At 55.6% G+C, this 23,357-nt stretch carries 25 protein-coding genes; 3 read left to right on the top strand and 22 right to left on the bottom strand.

Annotated features, from left to right (window positions below; genetic code table 11):
- Window positions 1-81: 81 nt before the first annotated feature.
- Both PQG80_RS12065 and msrA read right to left on the bottom strand, forming a co-directional pair.
- A complete protein-coding gene (locus PQG80_RS12065) occupies window positions 82-1,530 on the bottom strand; it encodes a DEAD/DEAH box helicase (RefSeq protein WP_271751591.1) in 1,449 nt (482 codons plus the stop codon).
- Between the two features lie 96 nt (window positions 1,531-1,626).
- Window positions 1,627-2,256, bottom strand: a complete 630-nt coding sequence (gene msrA / locus PQG80_RS12060) for a peptide-methionine (S)-S-oxide reductase MsrA (protein WP_271751590.1) — start codon at window positions 2,254-2,256, stop codon at window positions 1,627-1,629.
- 89 nt (window positions 2,257-2,345) lie between these two features.
- Between msrA and PQG80_RS12055 the strand changes: the two genes are divergently transcribed.
- On the top strand, window positions 2,346-2,510 hold the full coding sequence (locus tag PQG80_RS12055) for a hypothetical protein (protein WP_271751589.1): 165 nt from the start codon (window positions 2,346-2,348) through the stop codon (window positions 2,508-2,510).
- 97 nt (window positions 2,511-2,607) lie between these two features.
- On the opposite strand, the gene PQG80_RS12050 is transcribed toward PQG80_RS12055, so the two are convergent.
- The 7 genes from PQG80_RS12050 to PQG80_RS12020 all read right to left on the bottom strand — a co-directional run bounded on the left by PQG80_RS12050 (window position 2,608) and on the right by PQG80_RS12020 (window position 7,188).
- Complete coding sequence (locus PQG80_RS12050; RefSeq protein ID WP_271751588.1) at window positions 2,608-3,027, bottom strand: organic hydroperoxide resistance protein; 420 nt, start codon at window positions 3,025-3,027, stop codon at window positions 2,608-2,610.
- A gap of 144 nt (window positions 3,028-3,171) precedes the next feature.
- On the bottom strand, window positions 3,172-3,816 hold the full coding sequence (locus tag PQG80_RS12045) for an SGNH/GDSL hydrolase family protein (RefSeq protein ID WP_271751587.1): 645 nt from the start codon (window positions 3,814-3,816) through the stop codon (window positions 3,172-3,174).
- Window positions 3,817-4,036: 220 nt separating this feature from the next.
- Window positions 4,037-5,128: a stalk domain-containing protein gene (locus PQG80_RS12040; protein ID WP_271751586.1), complete on the bottom strand. Its 1,092-nt coding sequence runs from the start codon at window positions 5,126-5,128 to the stop codon at window positions 4,037-4,039.
- 132 nt (window positions 5,129-5,260) lie between these two features.
- Window positions 5,261-5,812 carry an O-acetyl-ADP-ribose deacetylase gene (locus tag PQG80_RS12035; protein WP_271751585.1) on the bottom strand — a complete coding sequence of 184 codons (552 nt, stop codon included), beginning with the start codon at window positions 5,810-5,812 and terminating at the stop codon, window positions 5,261-5,263.
- Window positions 5,813-6,065: 253 nt separating this feature from the next.
- The gene (locus tag PQG80_RS12030) at window positions 6,066-6,299 is read right to left on the bottom strand and encodes a DNA-binding protein (RefSeq protein WP_271751584.1); all 234 of its coding nucleotides are present in this window, start codon (window positions 6,297-6,299) and stop codon (window positions 6,066-6,068) included.
- A gap of 467 nt (window positions 6,300-6,766) precedes the next feature.
- Complete coding sequence (locus PQG80_RS12025) at window positions 6,767-6,964, bottom strand: hypothetical protein (protein WP_271751583.1); 198 nt, start codon at window positions 6,962-6,964, stop codon at window positions 6,767-6,769.
- Window positions 6,961-7,188 carry a LexA family transcriptional regulator gene (locus PQG80_RS12020; protein WP_271751582.1) on the bottom strand — a complete coding sequence of 76 codons (228 nt, stop codon included), beginning with the start codon at window positions 7,186-7,188 and terminating at the stop codon, window positions 6,961-6,963. The genes PQG80_RS12025 and PQG80_RS12020 overlap by 4 nt, the downstream gene beginning before the upstream one ends.
- 142 nt (window positions 7,189-7,330) lie before the next feature.
- On the opposite strand from PQG80_RS12020, the gene PQG80_RS12015 reads away from it, so the two are divergent.
- On the top strand, window positions 7,331-7,996 hold the full coding sequence (locus PQG80_RS12015; protein WP_271751581.1) for a hypothetical protein: 666 nt from the start codon (window positions 7,331-7,333) through the stop codon (window positions 7,994-7,996).
- 11 nt (window positions 7,997-8,007) lie between these two features.
- On the opposite strand, the gene PQG80_RS12010 is transcribed toward PQG80_RS12015, so the two are convergent.
- A complete protein-coding gene (locus PQG80_RS12010) occupies window positions 8,008-8,928 on the bottom strand; it encodes an N-acetylmuramoyl-L-alanine amidase (RefSeq protein WP_271751750.1) in 921 nt (306 codons plus the stop codon).
- A 22-nt stretch (window positions 8,929-8,950) separates the two neighbouring features.
- On the bottom strand, window positions 8,951-9,340 hold the full coding sequence (locus PQG80_RS12005; protein ID WP_271751580.1) for a hypothetical protein: 390 nt from the start codon (window positions 9,338-9,340) through the stop codon (window positions 8,951-8,953).
- Window positions 9,341-9,508: 168 nt separating this feature from the next.
- On the opposite strand from PQG80_RS12005, the gene PQG80_RS12000 reads away from it, so the two are divergent.
- A complete protein-coding gene (locus PQG80_RS12000) occupies window positions 9,509-9,979 on the top strand; it encodes a hypothetical protein (RefSeq protein ID WP_271751579.1) in 471 nt (156 codons plus the stop codon).
- Here PQG80_RS12000 and PQG80_RS11995 read toward each other — a convergent pair.
- The 11 genes from PQG80_RS11995 to PQG80_RS11945 form a co-directional block, all read right to left on the bottom strand.
- The gene (locus PQG80_RS11995) at window positions 9,976-10,122 is read right to left on the bottom strand and encodes a hypothetical protein (protein WP_271751578.1); all 147 of its coding nucleotides are present in this window, start codon (window positions 10,120-10,122) and stop codon (window positions 9,976-9,978) included. The two genes, PQG80_RS12000 and PQG80_RS11995, sit on opposite strands and share 4 nt — an antisense overlap.
- The gene (locus tag PQG80_RS11990) at window positions 10,123-14,646 is read right to left on the bottom strand and encodes an LPD38 domain-containing protein (protein WP_271751577.1); all 4,524 of its coding nucleotides are present in this window, start codon (window positions 14,644-14,646) and stop codon (window positions 10,123-10,125) included. It lies immediately after the preceding gene.
- Window positions 14,647-14,649: 3 nt separating this feature from the next.
- Complete coding sequence (locus PQG80_RS11985; protein ID WP_271751749.1) at window positions 14,650-15,018, bottom strand: glucosaminidase domain-containing protein; 369 nt, start codon at window positions 15,016-15,018, stop codon at window positions 14,650-14,652.
- A 32-nt stretch (window positions 15,019-15,050) separates the two neighbouring features.
- Window positions 15,051-16,631 carry a hypothetical protein gene (locus PQG80_RS11980; protein ID WP_271751576.1) on the bottom strand — a complete coding sequence of 527 codons (1,581 nt, stop codon included), beginning with the start codon at window positions 16,629-16,631 and terminating at the stop codon, window positions 15,051-15,053.
- A gap of 37 nt (window positions 16,632-16,668) precedes the next feature.
- On the bottom strand, window positions 16,669-17,565 hold the full coding sequence (locus PQG80_RS11975; RefSeq protein ID WP_271751575.1) for an aldo/keto reductase: 897 nt from the start codon (window positions 17,563-17,565) through the stop codon (window positions 16,669-16,671).
- A gap of 63 nt (window positions 17,566-17,628) precedes the next feature.
- Entirely contained in the window at window positions 17,629-20,112 is a 2,484-nt protein-coding gene (locus PQG80_RS11970; RefSeq protein WP_271751574.1) for a hypothetical protein, read from the bottom strand.
- A gap of 16 nt (window positions 20,113-20,128) precedes the next feature.
- Window positions 20,129-21,919 (bottom strand): hypothetical protein, encoded by a 1,791-nt coding sequence (locus tag PQG80_RS11965; protein WP_271751573.1) that lies wholly within the window; start codon window positions 21,917-21,919, stop codon window positions 20,129-20,131.
- 6 nt (window positions 21,920-21,925) lie between these two features.
- Window positions 21,926-22,498 (bottom strand): phage adaptor protein, encoded by a 573-nt coding sequence (locus PQG80_RS11960; protein WP_271751572.1) that lies wholly within the window; start codon window positions 22,496-22,498, stop codon window positions 21,926-21,928.
- 11 nt (window positions 22,499-22,509) lie between these two features.
- Complete coding sequence (locus PQG80_RS11955; protein ID WP_271751571.1) at window positions 22,510-22,791, bottom strand: hypothetical protein; 282 nt, start codon at window positions 22,789-22,791, stop codon at window positions 22,510-22,512.
- Between the two features lie 56 nt (window positions 22,792-22,847).
- The gene (locus tag PQG80_RS11950; RefSeq protein WP_271751570.1) at window positions 22,848-23,024 is read right to left on the bottom strand and encodes a hypothetical protein; all 177 of its coding nucleotides are present in this window, start codon (window positions 23,022-23,024) and stop codon (window positions 22,848-22,850) included.
- 1 nt (window position 23,025) lies between these two features.
- The gene (locus PQG80_RS11945) at window positions 23,026-23,349 is read right to left on the bottom strand and encodes a hypothetical protein (protein ID WP_271751569.1); all 324 of its coding nucleotides are present in this window, start codon (window positions 23,347-23,349) and stop codon (window positions 23,026-23,028) included.
- Window positions 23,350-23,357: the final 8 nt, after the last annotated feature.

Here is a 23,357-nt window from a genome sequence, read left to right as displayed (position 1 = left end):
CTGGAAATATTAAGTACATTAAACCATACTCGCCCTCGTTTGCAAAGCAAAACTTTATCGCCAGCGTATCCGAGCCGTCTTCTACTTCTTGTTCGCCTCGCGAACCTTCAGCAGCTTGCCTTTGATCGTCGTCTCCTGCATCTTGTTCAGAACCAGGCGGCCTTTTCCGTTGAGGATATCTACGTAGGACACATTGTCCTCGATGGTGATAATCCCGATGTCGTCCGCGGATACGCCCTCGAGCTTGGCGATCGTGCCGACGAAGTCCACCGCCCGGATCTTCTTTTTCTTCCCGCCGTTGAAGTAGAGCTTCAGAATCTCCTCGTCCATGCGAGAGATCCTGTCCTTTTTGATGCCCGCCTTGTTCTTGATTTTCGCATCGAATGACGCTTTGGCATACTCCACCGCGTCTTTGGAGGGGTGGTTTCTCCTCGGAATTTCAAAGCCGACGTACCGCTCCACGTTGATCACGAATTTCTCTTCGTTCGGCGTGGCGAAGGAGATCGCCTTGCCCCTGTTGCCGGCTCGTCCGGTTCTGCCGGTCCGATGCACGTAGCTTTCGTTTTCCATGGGAAAGTCGTAGTTGATCACGAGGCTGATGTTGTCGATATCGATCCCTCTGGCCGCCACGTCCGTCGCGATCAGATAACGGAACTCCCCGCGCTTGAACTCGTTCATCACCTGGGAGCGATTGTCCTGCTCCATGCCGCCATGGATTCGGTCGCAGGGATATCCATGCTGGGTCAGTTCCTTGAACACCACGTCGACCCTGACCTGCGTCCGGCAAAAAATAATGCAGCTGTCCGGGTTCTCGACCGTGGCGACGTCCCTAAGCAAGCCCAGCTTGTCGGGATCCTTCACCGTGTAGAGCGCATGCTCGATCTGGCTTGTCGTCCTGCTCTCCGTCTGAATCTCGATATCGAGAGGCTGCTTCATGTACTTATGGCACAGGCGCTCGACATCCTTGGGCAGCGTCGCCGAGAACAGCAGCGTCACCCGATCCTTGGGCAGCTCGCGGATGATCTTCTCCACCTGCTCGATGAACCCCATGCTCAGCATCTCGTCCGCTTCGTCGATCACCAGATATCTCACTTGCTCGAGGTCGATCGTTTCTCGTTCGATGTGATCCATCACCCGTCCGGGCGTGCCGACGACGACGTGATTTTTATGCGCCAATTGAATTTTCTGCCTCGCAAAAGGCTGCTTGCCGTAGATCGCGGTCGCCTTGATGCGTTTGAAGCGGCCGATATTCAGGATATCCTGCGTGACCTGATCGGCAAGCTCGCGCGTCGGCGTCAGGATCAAGGCTTGCGGACGGTTCTCTTCCCACTCCACCATCTCGCATAGGGGGATGCCGTACGCAGCCGTCTTTCCGCTGCCCGTATGGGACTTGACGGTCATATCCTTCTTCTCCAGCGCCATGGGAATGACCTTGCTCTGCACCTCCGTCGGCTTGGTATACCCCATGCTGTCTAAAGCCCGGCGGATCTCGTCGCTCAATTTATAGTCGTTGAAGCTTGGTTCGCTCATAATAAACCCCTTCGTCCATGAAAAGTAGTCGGTTCTTCATGATACGACACTTCTCCGCGCTTTACCAACTGTTGGCGGCAGCCCCGATGAAGCCGGCTACCACCGAATCTGTCTGACGTGCTCGATCATGTCGGCCCGTTCGCGCGGATCGAGCGGCCACTCCCGGATTTCTTCGAGTACGGGCGCGAGATTCGCATACCCTTTGGCCACGCCGTTCAGTCTGGCCGCGAGCCTCGACTGCGCGAGTTCCGCCTCCGAACCGTACAGACTGCCCAGCTTCTCCATCGCGTCAGGGAACCTTTTCAAATAATACTTCTGGTGCCTCGGCTCTGCCGGATGGAACGTCTGGAGCGGCGCGATCTCCGTCTCAAGCGGATATCCCTTTGCGGTCTCCTTCATTTCCTTTACCCGGTTAAACGCCTCCGCCTGACGCTCGTCCCGATACAGCAGCAAGGACTGATATTGCCTGCCTTTATAGCCATTAATATTAATGGGGTTATGGTTGTTCCAAAATATCTCCAATAGTTGATCCAACGAGATCAGATCCGCGTCGAACGCGACCTCGACCGTCTCGGAGTGATCCCCCATATCGCGATAAGTCGGATGGGCCGCCGCGCCGCCCGCGTACCCGACGCGCGTCCTCACGACCCCGGGCAGCGAGCCATACAGCGCTTCCGGCGACCAGAAGCAGCCCATACCGAGCGTGATGATTCGTTCATCGCTCATCTTCCCGCCTCCTTCTCATCGCGCACATATTCCGACCCCAAGCGTGGAATGCTGGAACGGTTGTGAAAAAAGACCAAGGGAGGTGCCCCATGACCCACAATCAAAACGAGCCGACCAAAGCCGAAGTCCAGACGACCGAGCTCAACAAGTTGCCCGTGCCAGGCCAGGACGATACCGAGTTCTCCGCGGAAGAAGCGGCAGAGGCCTTCGAGCAAGATCAATCCTCAAGCGGCATGCAGAATTTGGACCGTTAATAACGGAGACTTCCTCCCCCAAATAATAAGACACCGGGCTTCCTTTATGCAAAGGGGGCTCGGTGTCTTATTCGGTTCGACGGAGATGCGGCGGCCCTCAGACGATGCGGGTCTTCACATCAATATTGCCGTGAATCGCCTTCGAGTATGGACAGACCTGATGCGCTTCGGCGGCGAGCTGCTCGGCGAGCTCCCGTTCGACGCCCGCCAGCTTCACGTCCAGCGCGACCGCAAAGCTGAATCCGCCGTCCGCGTCCTTGCCGATCGTGACGCTGGCCGTCACTTCGGTGGCGCCTTCGTACGCGATCTCGCGCCGTCGGCACACGACGTTCAGCGCGCTTTCGTAGCATGCCGCATATCCCCCTGCGAACAGCTGCTCCGGATTCGTCGCCGAACCGCCCATGCCGCCGAGCTCCTTGGGCATCCGAAGCTCGAGCTGGAGCACGCCGTCGCTCGAAGACAGCCTGCCTTCGCGGCCTCCCGTCACCGTCACGGTCGCCGTATATAGGTTTTCCATTCCATATCCCTCCTCTACATCCAACTAGGTTGCGCAGCGGAGACTTCTTTTATCCAGAAAAAACGCCAGGTGCAGGGCTGACGCCCCCTCGTGCACCTCGCTCAACGGCCTGCTCCCGATGCTCAAGCGTGGATTCTCACCGCATCATGACCTTTGCAAGGACACGATCTGCAGCCATTGGCGCGCGATCATCTCGTGACCGGCTGCCGTCGGGTGAATGCCGTCCCAGAGCCAGTGCGCATGAGGCGCGCGCTCGCATGCCTCATCGAATAGATGCTGAAGCGGTACGAAGATCGCCGAGCAGCTCGCGGCCAGCTCGCGCACGGTATGGCGGTACGCCGTCATTTTCTCTTCCCACGCCGTCCATTTCTCTTCGAGCGCGCCGGTCCGCAGAATAAACGGCTCGCACAGCACGATCCGCGTCTCCGGGAGCACCGTCCGCGTCTCCTCGAGCAGATGCGTATAGGCCTGCCGGAACCGGTCCGATGCGCCGCGCGCGTCGCCCTGGATGAGATGATAGGCGTCATTGACGCCGACCAGGATGCTCAGGATATCCGGCTGCACGCTGATGGCGTCTTCGTTCCACCTGGCGTACAGATCGGAAGCCCGGTCTCCGCTGATCCCGCGATTCACCACGCGCGGAGCGTCAGCGCCGAGCTCGAGCCCCAAGCGTCCGGCGATTTGAAATACGTAACCGTGTCCCAAAATATGATTGGGATCGGCCGTCCGACCGCGCGCGCCGTCCGTGATCGAATCCCCCATGAATAAAATCGTGTTTGCCGCAGCCATGCCGTTCGCCCCCGCTCTCTTTTTCAGTCGCTAAAATTTATTGTACCATGGCCGCACCGGAGCTTCGACGGGTAGTCCAGTATTCTAAAGTCATCCACATGTGCATAACTCTGTGCACATGCTGTGGGTATGTTGTTGATAACTCAGGATGAAAAAGCCCCCGCCTCGCAGCGGGAGCTTGTGCAACTAAACTATTCTAAATCTCTAAATCCTATGCCCGTTATTGGAAGTCCGCATAAGGGATCACAAACTCAGGCATCCCGTCCGCATAAGGCGTATACTCGTACTCTGTAAAGTAAATCACGAGTCCGTTGTGGCTAAGGAAATACTCGCGGTCGGCCTCGATCGTCTCGAAAGGCACGCTCAAGCTGAGCTTGCGGCTGGCAATCTGAGCTTTAATGCGGCTATTGATGATCGATACGTATTTCTCCTTATTCCCTGCGGCTGCCTTTAACGACAGGACATCGCCTGTGGCCAGATCGAATGTATAAGGCACGCGGGCAGTAATGCCGTGCGCTCCGCCGGTGTAAAGGTAATAGTCCACGTAAAGGCTCAATTTACCCTTTTCGTTGTAGGTTACCGTATACTGGCCGTCGAAGCTCGGCTGGCGAATCTCCGCCTTCGGGTTTTCGGCCAGAATCTTGTTGTTCCCGTCCACGGCCGGCTGCATTTCCTGCGCACCAGCCGTGGCATGCTTGGAAGCCTCGGCCTTGAGGTACGCGTTGATTTTCTGCTGAACCGCTGCATCCGCATAACCCGAGATCACCGGATAATTCACCAGCAGCGACTTGCCGTCCCCGTCCGCACCGATCTCCTGCGATTGGATCGTCAGCTTGTTTTCCTGAATCGCCTTGACGCCGATCAGCTTCGTGGCTTGCTCATAAGACACCTCATAACCCATCTGTTCCAGCAAGAAGCGAAGCGGCAGGTACGTCGTATCGTCCTGAATGATCGGCGTCGGTCCAGTGAAGAGCCGCTGACCGTTCAGGATTAATCCGCCGCTCCGGAGATTGAACTCGAGGACGCGTCCTCTGCCCTCCACCTTGACCGTCCCGGCCGCGTACTTCGTGGTGAGACCCAGGCTGTTATTGATGCTGCGTACCGCTATATACGTGGAACCATAATAATTGATGGTACCGATGCTTTTTTTCGTTCCTTCAATGTTGAACGGCGTTGCCGTCACCTGATACTTGGCACTGGCCGTTGCGGCGGATGCGTATCCCGCTGGCCCTGAAGCTAGCGCGGGAGCAGTCAGGAGGCTTGCTGCAATGGCCACCGTAAGCAGGGTTTTGCTGCGATTATTCCTCTTCATGTTAAGACCTTCCCTTCTTGTGCTGCGGATCGTTCTTCCTGAGTTGCGCCGGCTTTCCCTTTATAGACGAGAACCTTTCGGAAAAGGTTACGATATACCGCCCACGCGGTAACCGACTCTCGCGGCTTGGCGTTACTGGGAAATTAACGCACCCAACCCCTGCAGATAAATGTCGTAATTCTCGCGGTCATAGCAGACAAATTGTATTCGTTCCATAACTGCGTTGTTGTTCTCAACGTAGTCAATCACGGTTTCCAGGGCCGCAACAGCGGCTTTGTCCTTTGGATAGCCATAGATGCCCGTGCTGATATTAGGAAAAGAAAGGCTTGTAATTCCGTTCTTTGCGGCGAGAAGGAGCGTATTCCGATAGCAGTTGCCCAGCTTCTCCGCTTCGTTGCCGGTGCCGCCATTCCAGACGGGCCCAACCGTGTGAATCACGTACTTCGCCTTCAAGTTGCCGCCGGTCGTAATCACGGCCTCTCCGACAGGACAGCCTCCGCGCTCATTCCGGATTCGGATGCATTCGTCCAGGATCCGCCTTCCGCCGGCCCGGTGGATCGCGCCATCCACGCCTCCGCCGCCAAGCAGGCTGGAGTTAGCCGCATTAACGATACACTCCGTTAAGGACTGCGTGATATCTCCCTGTGTGACCTCTAACAGGGTGCCGCGGTACGCTTTTTCCAAGCTGAATTCCTCCTTGTTCGTCTGCTAAGACATGTCTGAGCGGAGCAAACCGTCGTACGTCGGATCTTTCGTATATACCTTTCTTCAGCACATGCCCTCGAAAAACCCCTTCATTCTTCATCCCCATCTTCTCCCTCACGCGAAACGAAGCCATGGTTCCGCGTCATCGCCGCAGTCCGTATCCGATACGGAACCCTATCCCCTCGGATCCACGAAAAAAAGCCAGCCTCCGCGGCTGGCTTTGACGATGGTTCTAAACGGCCTTATTCGCTACGATTTCGTCAATTTCACATTTCAGTAATAGGTATCTATGGGCACTCCTCATGATCGGGACTTTAGTTAAGTTGCAATTGACCACGTAGACCTTCATTTGGTCCTTGGAGAGACCGAGTAACGCGCCTGCCTCCGTGACGGTTAATACAGCAACATTGCTCGTTGCGTTAAACGTCTTTTTCACTTTTAGATTCCAGTCCTCAAATCCGTTCATACCGGGTTTCCTCTCTCGTTCCTCGTCGATCGGAATACTTCATTATATCATGACAGAGCGCTGCGGTGGAAACAGATGCCGTGCTCGTCCGCTTCGCTCCCTGCGCGCGGTCGAACCCCAATGTCCTCTTCGGACTGGGGGCAGCGACTGCCCCCTCGGTTCCACCATAACAAAAAGACTCTGACCTCATGCGGTCAGAGTCCTTACGGTGGAGCCGAGGGGAGTATATGATTCCTGATTGAAATGGCTGACGAAGTATACTCGACGAAGTAGAGCGCAGCGGTAGAATCAGATGCCGTGCTCGTCCGCTTCGCTCCCTGCGCGCGGTCGAACCCCAATGTCCTCTTCGGACTGGGGGCAGCGACTGCCCCCTCGGTTCCCACCATAACAAAAAGACTCTGACCTCATGCGGTCAGAGTCCTTATGGTGGAGCCGAGGGGAGTCGATATCCTTTAAGTACATAAAAATTATTCCCCATAGATGCGCCTGCAGGTCGCCTGGTCCATCTCGATCTTGTACCTTCCGTAATGCTGCAGCGCAACCCAGTGCGCCCAGATCTGCTCCCAATACGGGACCGACCAGATCTCCTCGAAGGACACATCCTGACCGTGCACCTCCCGCATGAATTTCTGGATGGTCTCGGCATGCTCCCGGTAGATGTTCATCGAATCAGTTCCCTCCATCGCGGATCGATCTTCACTGTCTGGATATCCTGCCCGTCCCATTCGATGAGGAAACGTTCGGCCAGACGGCGGAGGTTTACGCGATGGACGCCTTCCTTAAGACCAGTCTTCTTGTACAGCTCGTAGAACGTTGGCATGCGCTTGTGCGTAATCGAGAAATTCGCGAGGATGGTTAGGAGCTTTCGCTCTTTATCGGGTATCGGCATCTGTTCGTCACCTCGATATAAATATACGAACAAGATACGAACAAGGCAACCATCATAATAAAATTATTTAGTAGTCTCATCGGACTTGAAAATTCTGTTAAAGTAGGGACTATAAATATTATAAGAAGGGTGATCGCTTTAAATGCAGACACAAGCTTTAATTCCCGTTTTTGGAGTAATAGTAGGATGGATTTTAAACGAAACGGGTCAGAAATATAAGAAGTCTAAAGAAGAAAAAAAACCGTTAGCTAAGGCACTATCTGAGCTGCTTGAGCTAAGAAATACATATCAAGGCGTACAACTACTCGAAGATCTAAGAATTAAAATGAGTATCCCCGATCTTTTTTGGCCTGTAGTAAGATCAGTAGTTTTGAATACTCTCTTAAACAATGATGTATCCGGAATTAAGGATTTATCCCAAAGGTATAACGATGCAGTGACAGCCATTTCAGAAATTGACCCCTTACTTGGTTACAAACTGAGAAATAACGATGTTGTTCCCAAGCTAATAAACCACTTAGGCCTTAGTCTTGAAGGTACCGAAGCTGAGGGTGAGCAATTTGAGATGTTCTCAAAATACTTAGATACATTAATGATGCCTCTAGAAAATTCAATTCTTCTAATCTCGAAAAAGTACGGCTTCTTTTATCATTTGAAAATTAAGAAACATTTGAAAGAGAAAAAAGAAGACAAACCAGGCTTTGAAACTGTCATGAACCAAATGAAAGAACTTTGGGCACCGACAGAAGACATGAATATTAGCGTTCAAGATTTATTGGCAGCGCAATCTATGCTTAAAGCAAAATAAAGGCCCACTCGTTAGAGTAGGCCCGTGGTAATCATGTGATTGTAGACGATCAGGAGCTTGCGCAGCGCTTCCGCTGAGTAGGGGCTGTTCGCCGAGAGCGTTTGGTACAGCTCCGCGATTCGGAAGGCGATGCCCTTGCCTGTCAGCACGCCCTGGTAGTTAATCTGCGGCATGATAGGGGCGAGCTGCAGCAACTTGGATTCTGCGGCTGGCCCCCAAGTGTTATCGCCGAGCTTGTTCTCGAGGTCCTGCACCCGGGCGGCCGCGGCATATGCGTGCGTGAAGTCGGCGGCGCCGCTGATGCGGTATTCGATGCGCTCCTCGTACGCAGCCAGGTCCATCGTTTCCGCGATCGCGAGCTCGGCGTACAAGCGCGCCCAAGGGAAGTTCTTGCCGGGGCACGACGACTTGCGCTTCGGATCGATCTGGAAGTGGCCGAGATCGTATTGTGGTCCGAACTGGATGTGATGCCCCCAGATCCGCTCGACCTCGCTCTGGATGTACTTGTGCAGCCAGCAACTCTTCCAGAATTGAATCTCGGTGAGGTTGCCGTCGAGCCCGAAGTTCTCGACAACGACCTGGCCGTTTTCGTCCATATGGCCCTCGACATACCCTTCGTGCTCGATCGATACGCAGTACAGATTCGGATTTACGCCCATCTGTTTTACGATCGGCGCGCGCGCGTTAGGAATTGCATCTGCCGTCAGCCCCTGCGTCCACGCGGCGTTCTCGAGCCGGACGTACTGATGGATCGACCCGTCACGCCCCACGCCGAAGTGTGAAGAGGCTTCAGCAGCAGGATTACGAAACCAATTGTCCATGCTGCCGATCGTCCCAGCCGAGATGTGGCAAACGATGACGCTCGGCGTGTATTTCTTCCCGTAACGGACGCGCGGCCCGAAGTTCGGAACCTTGTCGCCCATCCATTTCATGTCGATCAAAGCGTCCGCCCCCTTAGTGTGCCTGCCGGGCGTCTGCACCTTCGGCTTCGGCGGTCTTCACGTCCTTCTTGGCCTCCAAGTAGTTGTAACCCGTCGCCACGCCGGCCAGCGTCAGCACGATCTCCATGCTCAGGCCCAGCTTGTAGATAGTATCCACTACGATAATAGCGAAGGCCACCGCCGTGAAGATTAGCTTCCGGCTGTTCAACTTGTAGCCCGTCGGTAGCCCGTTCGCATCCCGGACGACGGTCACATATTCATGCGCCTTGAAGTATCCAAGCAGAAGCACCGCGGCCGCGATGATGTTCGTCGGATCGAGCTCGAGATCGAACAGCCGGTTTGCGGCCGTCACCAGGACACCGCCGATAATCGTCAATACGTCAGGTCTGAACCACTTTTTCATGTTCCTCATCCTCCAATTTGTGAATGACTGGCTTTCCCGATGTGCTGCAGACCGGGCATAAAAGAACGCCACCCAGAAACGCAACCGCTGCTTGGCGGTAGTGCCCTTCGAAGGTGGCGTTAAATCGTTTGATGTAACTGCAGGGCTCCATGGCTCCACCCCAAGCGCGTGCATGATGCGACGCTGATTTTCCATGATCTCGTGCTGGTTGTCGACGTATTCCTTGTCGAGCTCTTCCGCCGCGAACAGGTAGGGCATCATCCGGCGAAGCTTGTTATTCACGGCCCTGACGCGCAGGAGGGCATATACCACCGACGCGGCCGCCGTCAGGACGCTGACTACCGGCTTCGAAAAAACCGTCTCAACCAGTCGGCCGACCGCACGAAAAACATCAAGAAGATCGTCGAACGTAATGGCCGCCGCCTCCTTCCGTCAATCGGCACCGGCGGCGGCAGCAGAACGATCTTCTCCATGTCCGCCCCGTGTAGGCGCCGGATCGTCTTCCGGCTCTTCCGCTTGAAGTCCGAGCGCACCGGCGGCTCCGCGAACCATAGGCGGATCGGGATGTCCGGCAGCTCCTCGTGTTCCTTTTCCATCGTGCTCACCCTTTCTCGGCAAAATAAAAGAGCCCCCAGTTAAGGGAGCTCTTCGGCGTAGGCCGTGTCGTCGGTCTGATATTCGTATGAGTCCTGGCCGCGCCCGCTGTGACCGCCGCCCATGAGCCATAGGTTCAGAGCAAGGAATACGATCACGGTGATGATGCTCCATGCCCGCATTGACATCTACTTCGCCTCCAAGGCTTTCGCGGCTGCTTCATTCATTTTAGCATCAAGCTCGTCCATTTTCGAGCGCTTGGTGTCCGCGTCGATGTCCTTGGCATCGCGGATGGTTTTGTACTGCTTATTGATCTTATTGATCGCGTTATAAGCCGCCTTTAGCCGCATGTACTGGCGCTGCTTATCGATCGGCAGCAGCGCCTCGTCACGATCAGCTGACGCCTTCGCCTTGGAGATCTTGTCCCAGGCGTCATAAAATTCCTCGCGTACCTGGCCGCCGCCGGCCGTGGTGGCGAAGAATGAGCGGAAGAACGGGCTTTCTGTCAGCTTCTTGGCCGGCTCCGGCGTTTTCTTCTTACCGGAAACCTTGTCGATCACCTTGTCCACTGCATCCACGCCGTACTGTCCGAGACCGGCCGTGTATCCCTTCAGTGTATTGTCGATGATCCGCGGGCTCGCTGCGTTCGTCTCTCCGAGACCGACCTTGTCTGCGAGCTGGCCGAGCCCCTTAGCGACCTCACTCGTGTAGATGCCGTACTGATCCTTCTTTTCATACCGTTGCTCGCCCTGCGGCACGATTGGTGCGTTACGGAAAAACGAATGATTCGTCGTCGCCTCCAGCAACGGCGTCAGAGCCGTGAACAGCATTGGCGGCGTCATTGACTCGGCCGTCGCGCGCCCGTATCCCTCGAAAGCTTTGGGATCGTTCGCCTCAAGCCATTGCAGCATCCGCTCGGTACTTGTCGCGAACAGCATGCCGGCTTCGAATGGCTTCGGGATCCGCACGAACTTGCCGTCGCCGACACCGAGGACGAAGAAACTGTCCTTCTGCCACTGAGGGATGTTTTCGTACGTCTTCTTGTCTTCGTCGGACAGCAGGTACCGATTCGAGAGGTACACCAGCGACGCCGGCAGCACGAGCGTCGTGAATGCTCGGGTAAAGAAGCCCTCCGGGTTTTCCTTGAACGCCCGCGCCATCCGGTCCGTGCCCTGGATGCTCGCGTTGAGGAACGCAATCGCCTTGTTCGCCTGCCGGATGTTGCTGCCGGCTCGATTAAAGTCCATCAGGTCGCGCGCGGAGAAGGCCGCCTCCTCGATACTGCCGGTCTTGCTCAGCACCCGGTTGAACGTGCCGATCTTGGTCGACAACTCCGATATTTCGGCGCCCTTCCGCAACACGTCCACAGTCTTCTGCACTGGCCGGTAAAGCGACATCCACTTCGCCAGCTCCTTCGGGCTCGTCACAACATTCAGCGCCTTATCCTTTAGGCTCAGCTTGAACACGGCCTCGAGAGCCTCACGGTTCGTGTCCCGATCAAGTGCCATCATGGTTGACATGGCGCCGCCGCTGTTGACGAACTTCTCGTAAACGTCCGACTTCGTGACCGTATGGAAAAAGCCCTTGAAGAAGTCGAGCGGCGTGAATCCGTATTTCGTGCTGTTAACCATCGCTCCGACTACGTCACGGAAGACGTTCCGGATCATGAATTCAGGCGTCAGTGTGGCGCCGCCGCGGAGAACCGATGCCATGCCGCCGAGGAAGCGCAACAGGCTGTTCGAGCTCTCGTTATCGAGCGACAGCATCGCATTGTACAGCTCCGGATCCCGAATCTTGAACGCCTGCTTGTCTCCGTTGATCTTAACGAATACGATGTGCTGCCCCGGATCGGATGCCCCCGGGACATGCTCCACCCAGGCGCCCGCGCCGTCAATCTTCGCCAGGTCAGCGAGCTGCAGCCCGACCTTGTTTTTGGCCGCCGCGTTCATCGTCAGGAACGTGTTCTTCACCATCGACTCGATCGGGTTGATGATCGTCCGGTCCGATCCCTCGGCGCTCATGCGCTTGACCGGCGTCGTCACGTTCGCGAAGCCCGAACTGGAGCCGTAACCGCCATTCTTAAAGCCGGCGATCGCATCGTCGTCGAAATAGCGCATGAATGGGACGTAGTTCGGATACTTGGCGCGCATCTCGGTGACGGCCTTCTTCGCCAGCAGCCCTGCATCGACCATCAAATCCAGCAATGCGTTGTTGTACTGCACAATGCCTTGCTGCGCCTTCAGAACAACCGGGTTGTTCCCCCACCTCATGCGCACGGCAAGAGATTGCTGATCTGAGAACGGGACCGTTTTGCCCATCTTCCGCAAGTCTTCCGCGTGAACGACAGCCAGGTATGTGCCGAAGTCTTTCTCGCTCATCCCGATCTTCTGCAGCGGCTTGATGATCTCCTGAAGGCCATCGGAGAGCTTGTTGCCCTGGCTGTCGAAGATGCCGCGCGTGACGGCCATCTTCGCCTGCTCGCCGACACCGCGGCTGAGACGCGCCATCTTGTAGATTGAGTCCTGGCCGACGCCAATCGCGCCGGACAACGCCTTCTCCGCAAGCTTGATCGGGTTGAGGTCGTCGACGAACCGGGTGTACCAGCGGTCCCAATTTCCTTTTGGCTTGCCGCCTCCACCCTCGAAGTCGAGTAAACCCTTCGCCTGCTCGTACTCGCCCTGGTTGATCCACGTCTGGACGTCCTGCTGAACGTTGCGGAGCCCCTTGACGACGTTCTTCGGCAGCTTGCTGTCAAGGAACTCTGAAAAGCGCGGTGCAAGCTGCCGGGCCTGCTGCGGATCGGTCAGATACGTCCGCAGGTACTCGGCTATGCCCTCCTCATGCCATTCGCCGCGCGGGTACGCCTTGTAATCGTGCACGTTCTGCGTGTCCATCATGTCGAGCAGCTCGCGCTCGTATTGCGGATCCAGTAGCTTATGGTCCTTGGTCAGCGAGTGACCGAGCTCGTGCGCGATCGTCTCGACGTCCTCGGCATACCCGGTACGGATGACGCCCGGCTGCGTCTTGAATACGCCGAGAACCTTATTCCGATCATATCCCGTCCGCCCAGAGTCGATTACCACGCCGAGGTTCTTGCGGATCCGCTCGACGAGTTGCGCCCTGGAGATTGTCTTTGTGGGTTTGGAAGTTGCCCGCGTCGGGCCTGCGCTTCGCTGTCCAGCAGGCGGAGCTATCCTCCCGCGGACACTCCCCGGGAGACTTGGGAGCGCCGCGGAGCCGCTGGCCGCCGGTGCTTCCGGTACCACGTCGCCCGCCGCGCGCGCCTTCACCCCTTCCGGTAGCTGGTTCCGGATCTGAGCGCGGCTGACGGCGAGTGTGTCCGCGACGTTCTCGAGCGCCTCACGCTCTGCCGGATCGGTGACGGAATCCAACATGCCGCGGATAGATGCTATCTCGCTGTCGATGTCCTCGATCTGCGACGGTTTCCATGGAGGCACGTCGACGGCGTCGTCGGCGAAGCCCTCGTTCACCTGCTTAACCGCAAGCGAGCGCAGGTCCTTGTCCGTCGGCGCCCGGCCGGTGGATGCGTAGAAATCTCGGTACCACTGAGGATTGTTCGACGTGCGACCGTAGCGCCCGGTGACCTCGCCGGTCGTCGGGTCCGTCACGAGACCACCCTGCTGCACGCCGCCGCGGTCCTTCAGCGACTGCTTCAGGTATTGGTACTGCTGATCCACCGCTGCCGCATGCTCGTCCTGGATTCCAAACCAACGTTGCGCATTCGCCGCGTAGGAATCGCCCTGAGCGCTATTACCCGGCAATTCCTGTACGATGCGTCCCGCCGGTGACGGCGCGTCCGTCGTTTCAACGCGATCGATGAACGACTTGATCTCCTTGTTGAGCGACCGGTTACGCAGCGCGCCGACCAGCGCCTCGCCGCCAGCTCCCAGCGTGCCACCTGCGGCGCCGCCGATTGCCACGTTGACTGGATCGAACTTTCCCTCGCGGAATGCCACGTCTCCGAGCTCCTGCGCAGCTGCATCGGCCGCGCCGGCCGCCGCGCCGCGGATAGCTGTCCGCCCGATTTTCCCCTTGATGACTTGCTTTCCCACACCCTTGCCGACGGCCGCGATGCCACGCTCGATCGCCGCACCCGGCGGTAGATACCCGGCGATCTCACCGACCTTGTACCCGGCCCGGTCCCTTTGCTCGTCGTAGATAGGCTGCAGGTTCTGCTCGCCTCCCGGCGTCGCCTTGATGGCGAGCCGTCCGAGCCCCTGCGTCGCGCCGATTGTTGCCGTATCAAGCGCGCCTGCCTTCACGTCGGAGACGGCGCGGTCCGCCTTCTGTAGACCTCCGAGCGCCTTGTCGATCCACGTGCCGCCGATGTGCTTGTCGTACCATTTTTCGTAAAAGTTCCGGTTTAATGCCTCGTCTTTCTGCTTCTTCTCAGCTTCCGTCGCAGCTATGCTCGCCCGGTGCGCTGGCGTGACCTGGCTGTCTACGAACGCCTTCGCCGTATCGAGCGACTTATTGACCGACTGCGATCCGGAGGGAAGCATCCCCTGAAGTTGCTGCGGCGACAGCTTATCGATACCGAGCTCGAGGCGGCGGCGCTCGACGAACGACATCGAGGATGCGGCAGAAGACAGTTGGACGCCCGGGACTCGCACGACGGTTCCCGTCGGTGGCCCAGTCGGCTTGTCCAGCCCAAGCTCCCGACGTCGCTTCTCAATAAACGACTCTGCCACGGCTCACCCTCCCAGCATTTGATAGAACTTCGAAACTCCGTTGACCCAGTTCTTATTCAGCCCCGTCGGGTCATTGGACGCGCCGACAGGAGCGTATTTCTTCTGGATCTGCTCAATAGTCGTCAGACCCTGGTCGTAATAAAGACGCTTTAAATTGCTCGCCATTGCATTAATCCCTTCCTCCAGTGAACCGAAGGACATCAGGCCGTTTTTACCCATCATGCCACCAACGTTATATTTGTTCTTGACGGCATTGGACGTACCATTTCCAGTCTCGTGCATGGCGATCGCGGCCAGCATGTTGGCGTCAATTCCATATTTTTTCGCGGCGGCTTGAAATAGATCTCCGGTTCCCTTAAGTACGCCACCCAGCGCACCGTAAGAGCCGCCAGAACCGGAGCTAGTCAGTTTCCCGAGGTCTTAGCCGGTACATCGCCGGACCATGGAATCCCGTATCGGTTGTAAAGCTGCCACATCTCGTACGGGGACAGGCCGGACTGCAAGATCGCTGTCTCGACGGCGGTCGAGTTAGAAAGCTTGTTGTTTCCGTATTCGTCCTTGTTGTAAGTGGCCATCGTATCCAGATTCTTTACCGCGCCATCATATGCTGAGGCCTGGTTGCCACTGCCTGATGAGTCGGATTTTAACGGCGTGCCAGCGGCGATACCGAAAGATTCCAGACCGGCAGGCGCCTTCCCAGTGAGCTGCCAGACATCGAACAATCGGCCGTACGTCTCGCTGGTATCCTGGCGATAATTGTCCGCCGAGGAGTTTGAAGCCGACAGAGCCTGTTGCGCCTGAGCAAGCGACAAATTTCCGAGGCTCACCTGCCGGTTCAGAGCGTAGTTCAGACCTTGCATCTTCACATCTTGGTCGAACTGCTGTTTAAACTGTGCATCCGCAATCTGGTCGCGCGCTTGTTGGTAGGCGAATTGCTGCTTCTGAAAGTTTTGACTCCAAGACTGCTGTTGTGCCGCCTGATCTGAAGCAACGCCGGCGAGCGTACGCGTCCCGTTATATGTCCCGGTCAATCCCCCGATCTGCAGCCCCATGTCATCCTGATGGTACTGGTCCTGGATAAGCGCATTCGCACGAGCTGCCGCGACTTCTTTCGCCAGTGCCTGTTCGTCAAGCTCAGCGTTGTTGTTGATAACTCCACGGCGCTCCATGACGTCCTGCAGCGTGTTTGCCTCGGCCTGGTTGATCGCGTTCAGGTTGTTCTGGCCTGCTGACTGCAGGGCGACGTTCGCCGTTACGTTGTCGCCAGAAGCGAGCAGGCCCTGTTCCGCCATGATCGACCGGAGCCGCTGTGCACTCTGCTGCGTCGATGCGTCCGCAAGATTCCGGTTCTGGTAGGCGCTCTGCTTGGCCGTCGTCTCGACAGAGTTCAGGCCCTGCTGGGCCGTTTCACGGGCTTTTCGCAGGGCCTGAAGTTGAGCTGCAAGGCTATTGTCGTACATTTCGTTTATGAGGCTGGAGGAGCCTTGTCCGGTCGTTCCTGGCGCACCTGTTGTTCCCGCACCTCCGCCGGCGTTCTTGCTATTGATGTACGACTCGAGCTGCTGTGTGTTCATTCCTTGAACCAAGGCGCGCTCTTGAGGATTAAGCTGGTCGTAATAGGACTGCGCGTTCTTGGCTGCCCAAAGTTTGTTCCCTGAGTCGTATTGCTTCTTGCTGAATAGAATCTCGTTCAGGGGGCTTCCCTTTCCCCCGTAGTTCGTCGTCGGCGCCGATGTTGTTGCTGCTGCGCCAGTGGTGGAAGGAGTTGCATTAGAAGCATTGGCGATTGCAGAGACCGTCGGCGAAGCACCGATTGCATTACTGGTCGTTGCAGTTGTTATCGCTTTGTTTCCTGTAGCCGCCGCCGTCTGGTTCTGCTGATATGCCTTATAAAGCGCACTCGTTTCCGCCGTCGGACTAGTGAGCGCTATGCCGGCAGCGGCCTTCCGTTTGATTTCCGCATCAATGGCGGGGTTCACTGCCATATGATCGCCTCATTTACAATTTTGTCGCACTGCTTGTCTACAATGCTTCAATCCGCCTTACGACTTCCAATGGCACAGATCTCTCAGACGTCAACAGGTTAGTTACTAGATGGCTCTCATTTACCGTTCCAATTACAGCGCTAGAAACGTGAGGGTTTTGCAGAACGTAGCCAAGAGCGATTTCACTCCCCTTAAATCCGGGAATTTCGTTAATGAACCGGTACTTCATTCCCTTAAGAAACTTTGCTCGATGATTCTTTAAGGCCCTCAAGAGATACCATACATCGCTCATTTTTCGAACCTTCAAGATATCATTAGAGTAAAGCGTTTGGGCGAGTGGTGATTTAATCAGCACCCCCATACCCTTCTCACCGGCGCGTTGAATTAATTCCGCTGGCGACCTTCTTTCAATGACGTTGTACTGGATCATGATCGTATCGAAATGATCGTCAGCAATTACTTTCTTTGCATTTTCACCGCCAACAGAAGCCCCTAAATGGCCTATAACCCCTTCCCTTTTTAATTTAAAAAGGTAGGACATGGTTTCATCGGGCATGTGTCTCGGAAGACTATGCAGCTGCAACAAGGGGATATGATCGGTCTGAAGGTTGTTTAGGCTCTGCATGATGCTCCGCTCTACTGACTTGAGCGAATAGTCCTTTACATGCTTGCCGTTCAGATAATGAGTGCCAACCTTTGTGCCGAAGACAACCGAACCAATTTTCCCTTTAAGAGCTCTACCGAGCCTAATTTCCGCGTTAGCTCCGCTGTAATTTGGCCCGGTATCAATTAGATTAACGCCTTTATCCAATGCGACATCAAGCAATCTTGCGGCTTCTTTTTCATCAAACGAGCGCATCCCCCAGAAGCCGCCTGCGCCGAAGCTGAGCTCTGATACCTTTAATCCCGTTTTCCCCAACGATCTATATTTCATGGATTAGACCTCTTCATGTTTTTCCAGAAATTATAACATGGCTATTCGGGAATCTGAACGGATTTATAATGCAGAACCATCCATATTAGTCCAGGCGGTCCCGTTCCATGTGATATTCTTGGAAAGGTCCGTATCAAAGTAAATCGTCCCCGGCCTGCGGCTAAATGTGCCCGGGCGATTAGCGGTCGCCCCCGACATAGTGTTCCAGCTATTGTTCCGATCGATGACAAGCCTGCCCGTCGTATCATCTCTAAACGCCGTTGTCACGTTTGAGACACTGCACGCGGTCACTTGCCCCCCTGTGTTAGAAGGATTAAATCTCAATCCAAAATCAAGGGCCGTGCCAGTAGATTTAATCCGTAGTCCATTGATGACAAAATCCCCTGTTATATTTTGCGTGGGCGCTACATTGAGACCTCGTCCAACACAATCGATTATCTCTCCTCCCTGAAGATAGAAGTCGCCCGATAGAATTTCCATCCCGTTCAAGCCGACGTTTTTAATTCGATTATTGGAGAAGTAAGCTCTTTTGCTCAAAGGGTTAACGTAAATCCCGTACGAATTAGGACAATCGACGATCTCATTGTTGAAAATCAGAATGTCGTTGGTCGAAAATGTCGATTGCCCCACGCGGATGCCGAAACCGTTTGAAATGCCTTCGATATAGTTATTGGCGTAAATCGAATAGTTCGAGCAAGCGTTGATGCCTTGTTGGTTGGGATTTTTCACGCTATTGTAGCTGCCGCCAATAACAATATTCGAGGTGACAATGTTTCTTTCCGAATAGGTCTGCTCGAAAACGGTTGTATTATCGACCTTAATGTTCAACCCTTTTTGGCAGTTCTTCGTTATGTTCCCGTGGATGACTAGATGCCTGCCCGCGTTGTAAATGTCGATGCCGTCATCGTTTTTCATTCCGTCGCACGTGTTGAATGCAATAACGCCGTATTCACCGAAATTGTTCATCTCGTCCTGGACCTTAATGCCGTCACGTGCATAATTTTTCACATTGTTCTTGAGGACCCAGAAGTCGAAGCAATTTCTGATCATAATGCCATAATGCAGCGATACTTCTTTGCCTTCATTGAAAAGATACTCCGAATCAAAATTGCTCTCGCAATGATTATTTTCGACCCGAACCTCTTTCGAGTCTTTGATACGACAGAGTCCCAAGCCAGATACTTGGTTGTTGGAAATGAGAGCCCGATCTCCGGAGCCGTAAATGAAATATCCAGAATCCTCGTCGTTAGGAATTCCAAACGTCGTCATTGCCCGGAAACCCTGGATCTTTATATCAGCAGCACCGTCGAGCAATATCACATTCGTGCTTCGATTTGTTGCTACGATCGTCGCACCGTGACCTTGAAGATGGATGCTTATTTTATTAATCGTGACGCTCGACACCATATAAACGCCAGGTGGGAAAATGACCACGCTACCGAGTGCGGAATCGGCGCTGTTGATTGCCGCCATAATCGCTGCCGAGTCATCATGCGCGACGACGCCCCCAGTAATAGAAGTGAGCGCACTGTCCGTCAACGTCAGCGTCGTTCCGTTAATCGCGCTGATTTTCGTTATAAAGTCCTCTGTTCCTTGGAGCGTCGTTGCGATGTTGCCCGCCGCCCCGGTCGTCCCGGCCGAATATGTTGGCGCCACCTGGTTTCCAGTCGTAGTAGCCGTGAAGGTGACGTTGGCGCCTGATCCTCCCGTCGTCCATCCGGGAAATACGGCCGCCCTAATTTTCGTTGCAACCGTATTTGCTGAATCTCCGTTGACGAGAGCTACGGTGAAGGTTACGCCGTCGAGAGAAAGCGAGCAGTTTCCGGAAGCAGTAGCAGCCGCGGTTATATTCAAGCTATTCACTTCGTATAACCCGTGAATGTTTACACCCTGGCCTACCTTGAAGTCGATCGCCGAAGCCACAGACAGCGAGTTGGATCCGCTCGTAATGCTTCCGGTCGTCGTTCGATCACTCGCCGACGCGGAGAAGTCCTTCACGTTGATGCCGCGCTCGATAAACTCCTGGGTATGGCTCTGTACAACGCCGGCTATGCCTGGATCCGCCATGGCCGGACTGGATATTCCAAACCATGAGCCGGTGAAGTTGCCCGTTTCGGAAAGTTTACGCGCATTGGTAAGCTCCGTTTTGGTGACAAAGGAAGCTGAACTCTGACTGCCTTGTTCGTCGATTAACGTTTTCAGAGCTTGTAACAATGCTTGAACCGTTGAGCCTGATAGTCCCGCAATGGCAGATGTCCCGACAAACGAAGCTCCTGTGTTGCCCTTCAACGTATCTCGGATTGATTGCAATAATGCCTGAACGGTATTTCCGTCGAGATCCGTAATGCTGGTTACGCCGATGGTTGAGGCACCGCTGTCGCCGGATGTGGTCGCAGTCAAAGCATCGACAATCGCGTTTAGAGCGAGCCTTACTTCCTCGCCCCGGCTGTCGAATTTTTCTTTGACTTCGTCCGCAGTGAGACTATCCGAAAGCCGATCCGCCTGGTCCGAATGGTTAAATGTAAATCCGTTCAATTTCTCGAGCATCGTCGTCTGTCCTCCCCTACTTGACTGGGCTGCCGTAAATCGGCTCGAATGAGATTCCGAGAATCTTTAAGCTCTGGTGCGGCTTATCATTGACGTACTTCAGTTGCATGTGCGTGATTTTCTTCAGCTTGATTTTGCTGCGTAGCACTGTCGGGAAGGCCGTCACGAGATACGTAAAATAGCCATAATCGAACTCGGCGTAACTAATCAGTGATGCGCTCGCCGTGCCCTGGAGCGTGTTGGTGCCGCGTCCGTCGAGCGTGTAAATCTCAACGGTCGTCTGGATGTCGGCCTTGATGGTCGTGTAGATACGGGGCACATTCTTGCGGATGTCGAAGGCCCCCATGTCGAATTGCTTTGTCATGTAGTGCGCCTGGATCGCCTCGCCATTGTCGCTGTAGGCGTCCAGCTCATCTGGATCGGAGACGCGCATGATCTCGCCGTTCGTCGTTCCGAAGTAGAGCTTGCCGTCCAGGTCGAAGAAGGTAGAGACCGGCATGTTGTCGTATAGGTACCACTCGCCGATCTGATCTTCTGCCGTCGGCTGCAAGTAATCCCAAACATATACCCGACCATTTAGCGCCAGATAATACTTTTTGTCAAAGTCGAAGCCGATCGCGCCGGCCAGCCCGGCCTCGCGCAGCAGCATGCGATCAACCCGGCGCGACTGGTGAGACACGTTCCGTTCGTCCCGGACCGTGCCGCCAGCGAGCATATACAAGCCTTGTCGCGTCAATGTAACTGGGTTGTTCTCGACGATCTGAGAAGACTCCGGCGCCAAACAGCCGATCGTATCGTTAATCGGCCGGACCGGGAACGTGATGTTCGTCCCGTTGTCGTTGTAGGTCATCCCCCACTTCGACCGTTCTTTTTCGATGACCGCCGTATCGTACTGGACATTCATCGCCATGATCTTCTCAGCGTTTGATCCGACCTTCTGATAGAAATTTTCAGGAAAGAAATTCGGGCGACCAATATCGGAACGAAAAAGCGTATTGGCATCAGAGCCCCACATGAATACCTGCGTGTCGTTGGTGCCGCCGAAGATTTTAAACCCGGTGCACTTCCGTATCTTGTCGCCGTCTCCGTACGTCTTAAATGCACGGATTTTGACATTGTTGACGCCCAGCGCCGGAGCGGTAAGCCATGTCACGACGCCCGTCGTGCGATTAACCGTGAAGTCCGTCGTCTCCACCTTGTTGTATGTCGCACCGCCGTCCGTGGAGGCCACGATGGCCGTCGCATCGAGACCTGAGAGGATCAGGTGATATGCGGTAGCCGTCCCGTCTCCGCTGAAACTCTGCTCGAACCCAGCCCCGAGGAGATTGCGTTGCTCAAATACCTGTCCGCCACCAGCCGGCGCCGCAGAGATCGTTAACGTCGGAATGTACGGGACTACGTCCTGCAGCGTCGTGCCGTCAAACTGGAGGTAGTGGACGCCGTCCATGATGTAGCAGAACTCATTCATTACGAAGAACCTCACACGGTTTCCGGACATGCCGGACAACAGCACCGTGCCGCCCGTGAAGTCTTCTGCATACTTCCGCAGCGTCGTGCCGTGCGCGACGAGGATGGCTGTGCCGAACCTGAAGATGCCGAGGATAGGGCCGGCACCCAGACTGGCGAGCACCTCCTTGTAACCAGTACGCTTCTGCGGCGCGCCCTCGTTGTCCAGCAGCATGTTCAGCATGTCCGGCGATTCGTTGTCGGCGAGTTGCGTCGGGTCCTCAGATACGTTAAGCCCCCGGAACCGCGTGATCCGCATGGGCGTCGGAGACCGCCGGCTAGCGGCCGGGAAGATCGGCATGATTTATCACCACCCCATCGTATTGGCAACCGTCCGCGGTCCGCTTGTGCGCCGTTTGGACAGGCCGCCTATGCCTTCGTAGTAAATATTCAGCAGCTTGTTGCTGATCTCGCTGTTCTCGTCCGCGACGACCATGCCGCCAATGTAGTAAGGGATCCAGCGATGCGTTTCCAGGTCGATCTCGAAGGTGTAACTGTCCAGCGTGGCATCCGTTATCTCCGTCGGATACTTTGCATAGTAAAGCGTAAATGTGCCATCGTGGCGCTTATTGATCTTGAACTTGCCGCCCTCGATCGTGAAATCGTAAAAGGCGCGCTCGTTGCGCTGGACATAGCGAATCGATCTGAAGTCCGCCGGCAAGTCGTAGCTGTTGTAACCGGGCGGCAGTCCCTTCTGCTGCACGTATTCGGTCGAGCCGTCGATGGACACCTTGTCGGATATTTCGCGCTGCGCGTCATCGGCCAGTGCATTCATCCGCAGCGTGTAGTCCCGATTGCTCGCGACCGGAATCAGTGCGCCGTTGTTGCTGTATTCGTTGATGAGCTTGATCGCCCGCGTCTTTGCTTCGCCCAGGTTCATCGCTGTTCACCTCACACGTCGAGGAATAGGATTGATAGGCTGGTCCCGGTCGCGTCGGAGATTGCCGACAGCGTGCCGTCTACGCTCACGAAGATCGGCAGCGCCTGCCCAGCTGCCAGCATGAATCCCGTCGACGCAGTCGCCGCCCCCTGAGCCTTTGGCCGGATGTAGGCCGGCTGCGCGCCGGCATTGGTGATCAAGCACACTCGACCATTGATTGCGATATCCTGCGCCGTGTCGGTTAGGGCGATAACATTCGTATCTACGATCTGATATGCACGTTGCAGTTGCATAACCTGAACACCTCCGGAAAATAGGAAAAGGGAGAGCTTCCGCCCTCCCCGGTCCGTTACTTATCTTTCATGAGTCCGTTCTCTTTCAACGTCTTGACCATGAGATTCCACAGCCGGACGGTCTCCTTGTCGGCGCCATCCTCGGATGCTTTGATCGTCGGAATGTGCTCGATCTGCTCCTTCTGCTTGCCTTCCCGGCTTGTCGGTACCCACTCGTGCGTCGTTTCCGGCATATTAACCACCCAGTCCCTTCAGGACGAGCACGCGCCATTTTCCGCTCGCAAGGTCTACCGTCGCCCCGGACTCGTTCTGCAGCCGGATCTCGACGGTATTGGCCGCGGATACGTAGGCAGTAGCCGTGATGTCCTGCAGATCGTAAGGCGCAGCGACTTGAACGAAGTCTCCAAATGCCGCGCCGGGCACCATGATCGGGCTCGAGGTGACTCCCGCGCCGTCAACCAGCGATGACGGGTCGAACGTGGCCGAAGCGACGAGGGAGACGCCGAGACCGTTCACGCCGCCGGGGAACGTCGTGCCTTTTCCATCCAATCCAGACACAGCGATCC

It is taken from the genome of Cohnella rhizoplanae (assembly GCF_948329515.1).
Taxonomy (GTDB): Bacteria; Bacillota; Bacilli; order Paenibacillales; family Paenibacillaceae; genus Cohnella; species Cohnella rhizoplanae.
Note: the sequence above shows the minus strand (reverse complement) of the source record. Positions and strands in the feature narration are given on the sequence as shown.

Bases quoted from the DNA above. Each gene is read 5' to 3' on its own strand.
- PQG80_RS12065 (WP_271751591.1), bottom strand. From the start codon at position 1,530: ATGAGCGAACCAAGCTTCAACGACTATAAATTGAGCGACGAGATCCGC.
- msrA (WP_271751590.1), bottom strand. From the start codon at position 2,256: ATGAGCGATGAACGAATCATCACGCTCGGTATGGGCTGCTTCTGGTCG.
- PQG80_RS12055 (WP_271751589.1), top strand. From the start codon at position 2,346: ATGACCCACAATCAAAACGAGCCGACCAAAGCCGAAGTCCAGACGACC.
- PQG80_RS12050 (WP_271751588.1), bottom strand. From the start codon at position 3,027: ATGGAAAACCTATATACGGCGACCGTGACGGTGACGGGAGGCCGCGAA.
- PQG80_RS12045 (WP_271751587.1), bottom strand. From the start codon at position 3,816: ATGGCTGCGGCAAACACGATTTTATTCATGGGGGATTCGATCACGGAC.
- PQG80_RS12040 (WP_271751586.1), bottom strand. From the start codon at position 5,128: ATGAAGAGGAATAATCGCAGCAAAACCCTGCTTACGGTGGCCATTGCA.
- PQG80_RS12030 (WP_271751584.1), bottom strand. From the start codon at position 6,299: ATGAACGGATTTGAGGACTGGAATCTAAAAGTGAAAAAGACGTTTAAC.
- PQG80_RS12025 (WP_271751583.1), bottom strand. From the start codon at position 6,964: ATGAACATCTACCGGGAGCATGCCGAGACCATCCAGAAATTCATGCGG.
- PQG80_RS12020 (WP_271751582.1), bottom strand. From the start codon at position 7,188: ATGCCGATACCCGATAAAGAGCGAAAGCTCCTAACCATCCTCGCGAAT.
- PQG80_RS12015 (WP_271751581.1), top strand. From the start codon at position 7,331: ATGCAGACACAAGCTTTAATTCCCGTTTTTGGAGTAATAGTAGGATGG.
- PQG80_RS12010 (WP_271751750.1), bottom strand. From the start codon at position 8,928: ATGAAATGGATGGGCGACAAGGTTCCGAACTTCGGGCCGCGCGTCCGT.
- PQG80_RS12005 (WP_271751580.1), bottom strand. From the start codon at position 9,340: ATGAAAAAGTGGTTCAGACCTGACGTATTGACGATTATCGGCGGTGTC.
- PQG80_RS11995 (WP_271751578.1), bottom strand. From the start codon at position 10,122: ATGTCAATGCGGGCATGGAGCATCATCACCGTGATCGTATTCCTTGCT.
- PQG80_RS11980 (WP_271751576.1), bottom strand. From the start codon at position 16,631: ATGGCAGTGAACCCCGCCATTGATGCGGAAATCAAACGGAAGGCCGCT.
- PQG80_RS11975 (WP_271751575.1), bottom strand. From the start codon at position 17,565: ATGAAATATAGATCGTTGGGGAAAACGGGATTAAAGGTATCAGAGCTC.
- PQG80_RS11970 (WP_271751574.1), bottom strand. From the start codon at position 20,112: ATGCTCGAGAAATTGAACGGATTTACATTTAACCATTCGGACCAGGCG.
- PQG80_RS11965 (WP_271751573.1), bottom strand. From the start codon at position 21,919: ATGCCGATCTTCCCGGCCGCTAGCCGGCGGTCTCCGACGCCCATGCGG.
- PQG80_RS11960 (WP_271751572.1), bottom strand. From the start codon at position 22,498: ATGAACCTGGGCGAAGCAAAGACGCGGGCGATCAAGCTCATCAACGAA.
- PQG80_RS11955 (WP_271751571.1), bottom strand. From the start codon at position 22,791: ATGCAACTGCAACGTGCATATCAGATCGTAGATACGAATGTTATCGCC.
- PQG80_RS11950 (WP_271751570.1), bottom strand. From the start codon at position 23,024: ATGCCGGAAACGACGCACGAGTGGGTACCGACAAGCCGGGAAGGCAAG.